Genomic DNA, 2,748 nt, shown 5'->3' with positions numbered 1-2,748 from the left:
CCACCAGCTCCCGCCGAGATCGGCACATTGTCGATGTAGACGGCATTGCCGGCGGCACCCGCGGTATAGCCTGCCGACGCCGCGAAGGTGACCGTGCGCGGTATCGTCTCGAACAAGGTCGTGCCGTCGCCGGTGGTGATGACCATGTCATTGTCGCCTCGCGTGAAGGTCGACACCGGGACATAGTTCGAAATCTTCTTCAAAAGCGCATCGCGCTGGTCGAGCGCATCGGAAACGTCGGTGCCGGAACGGGTTCCGGACATGACGGCCGTGTTGGCATCCTGGAATTGGCCGAGCAGCGAGTTCAGGTCGTCGACGGCGGTGGCAATCTGACCGTCGGTCTGGGTGCGGAAATCCTGGACTGCCTTGGAGCCCTCATTGAGCGAGCGCACGACCTGTTTGGCGGCGTCGATGACGGAGGCGCCGAGGTTCTGATTCGACGGCGAGGTGGCGTAGAGCTGCAGCGCCTGCTGCAGGTTGGCGATCGCAGTCGAGGGCGAGGACGCATTGTCGACGCCATTGACCGCAACACCCAACTGATCCATGCCGTTGTAGAGAGCGTTCTGGCCGCTCCAGGCCGATAGCGCGGCGAGATTCTGGCGAAACAGAAGCTCGTTGGCTGCGCGCTGGATATCGACCGAGCGCGCACCCGGCGCCGTGCTGGTGACGACGGCCTGGCGCCGCGAATAGTCCGGGTTGGAGGCGTCGGCGACATTGCGCGAGACAACGCTGGTCTGTCGCGCGGTGTTCATAAGCGCCGACTGGGCGATACTCAATGCGGTAGACAGTGACATGCGGGTCTTTCGCGGGCGACGCCCGTCTTATCTCTTCAGGTTGACAAGGACGTCCATCAGATCGGAACCGGTCTGGAAGACTTTCGAATTGGCGGTGTAGCTGCGCTGTGCCGCGATCATGTTGGTCAGTTCTTCGGCGATATCGACGTTGGAATTCTCGAGCGCGCCGGAGATGATGGAGCCGAGCTTGCCTTCATTGGCAAAGCCGACACGAACCGCGCCGGACTCGGTGCCCTGCGAATAGACGTTGCCAGGCAGCGCCTTGAGCTGGTCCGGGCTCTGTACGTCGGCCAGCGGGATCTTGTAGAGCGGCTTGGTCGAGCCGTCCTTGTACTGGGCGTAGATGGTGCCGTCCTTGCTGATCTGGACCTTGTCGATGGTGCTCGGTGCGTTGCCGTTGACCTGGGCGTCGGAAACCGTGAAGCCGGTGCCAAGCTGGGTCAGCGCCGACAGATCGAGATTGAGGGTGGCGCCGTTCGGCACGGTAAATGAAACGTTGGTGGGCGTGCCGGTGAGCTTGCCGGTGGTGGTGTCGAAGGTCAGGTTGGCCGAGCCCAGCAAGCCGCCGGCGGTGTAGGGGAACGATGTTCCAGCGGTGGCCTTCGACTGATCGAAGACCGCCACCTGCCAGGTGCCGGCGCCGGTGTTGGTGAAGTAGACGTCGAGCAGCTTCTTGTTGCCGAGATTGTCGTAGGCGACCATGGAGGATTTCGACGTGTATTGCGCGGTCGCAGCGTTGGCGGCGGGCAGGTTGGCGGTCGCGACCGGGGTCGCACCCGCCGGCAGGTTGCCGGCAAAGCTGCCCTCGGTGCTCGGCGTTGCGGTCATGCCCTGGTCGGAGATGACAACCGGGACCAATCCCTCGAAGCCGTTGACCGTCGCTGCCGGTACGCCGTTCTCGTAACTGTAGGCCATCAGCTGGAAGCCGGCCGAGTTGACAAGCCTGCCCTGACCGTCGGGAACGAAAGCGCCGGCTCGGGTCAGATAGGGGGTACCGCTCGGATCCTGAACGACAAAGAAGCCATCGCCGCTGACGGCAAGGTCGGAAACCGAGGTCGTGTACTGAAGCACGCCCGGATCGCTGACCGCCTGACGGATCGTCGTGGTGACGCCGCCGGAATTGTAGGCGCCGCCGGTCGACGGCATGACCAGCGTCGAAAATTCGGCGGAGGACCGCTTGTAACCCGTGGTATCTGAATTGGCGATGTTGTCGGCGACCGTCGACAGGCGGTTTGCCTGCGCGTTCATGCCGGAAACGCCGGTCCGCATCATTCCATAGAGGCTCATCGAAACGTCTCCGCTGTGTCCATGCTGCTGGCTGCGAGGCTACGCATGTTTTCTTGCGCGAGGCTGGCGCGGCGCTGCATCAGAAGACGAGCCGGTAGCCGAGGAAACGCTTGGAATCGATCGGGTCGGTGCCCAGCTTCTCGCGCAGCTTCTTGCGCAGTTTGCTGATGTGGCTTTCCACCACGTTCTCCTCGACCTCTTCGTCGAAGATGCCGTAGATGGCGTTGAAGACCTGGGTCTTGGTGACCCGGCGTCCGCGATTGCTCGCCAGATATTCGAGGATGCGGCGCTCGCGGCGCGGCAGGGGGAGGGGCTGACCGTCGATCTCGGGGTCGCGGCCGTCCATGAAGATGCGCATGGCGCCGATCTCGGTGTAGGCGACGTCTGCCTGGGCGCGGCGGCGGATCGCGGTGATGCGGGCCAGGATCTCACGAATATGGACGGGCTTGCGAATGACGTCATCGACGCCGCTCTCGAACAACCGCAGCGTGTTCTCCAGCGAATGCTGTTCGCTCAGCGCAATCACCGGGGCGCCGGTGCGGTCGCGGATCTGGCGCGGAGAGATGGAACCTTCGCGGCAATCGCCGATGAGGAAGGCCCTGACCGAGCGCAGATCGGTGTCGGCGGCCGAATTCACCCACTCACCGAATTCGCCGGATGCAAAGCC

At 63.5% G+C, this 2,748-nt stretch carries 3 protein-coding genes; all 3 read right to left on the bottom strand.

Annotated features, from left to right (window positions below; genetic code table 11):
* Positions 1-794: flagellar hook-associated protein FlgK (gene flgK, locus EOA22_RS29920; protein WP_127390445.1), on the bottom strand; the 794-nt coding region annotated here is incomplete at its 3' end.
* Between the two features lie 27 nt (positions 795-821).
* The gene (locus EOA22_RS29915; protein WP_013529779.1) at positions 822-2,081 is read right to left on the bottom strand and encodes a flagellar hook protein FlgE; all 1,260 of its coding nucleotides are present in this window, start codon (positions 2,079-2,081) and stop codon (positions 822-824) included.
* A gap of 79 nt (positions 2,082-2,160) precedes the next feature.
* A partial coding sequence (locus EOA22_RS29910) for a response regulator transcription factor (RefSeq protein ID WP_164756009.1) occupies positions 2,161-2,748 on the bottom strand: 588 nt, incomplete at its 5' end.

The organism is Mesorhizobium sp. M7A.F.Ca.US.014.04.1.1, assembly GCF_003998745.1.
GTDB lineage: Bacteria > Pseudomonadota > Alphaproteobacteria > Rhizobiales > Rhizobiaceae > Mesorhizobium > Mesorhizobium ciceri.
The sequence above is the reverse complement of the archived record's forward strand: the minus strand, read 5'-3'. Positions and strand labels throughout refer to the sequence as shown.

Excerpts from the sequence above, each read along its gene's own strand:
- EOA22_RS29915 (WP_013529779.1), bottom strand. The coding sequence starts at position 2,081 with ATGAGCCTCTATGGAATGATGCGGACCGGCGTTTCCGGCATGAACGCG.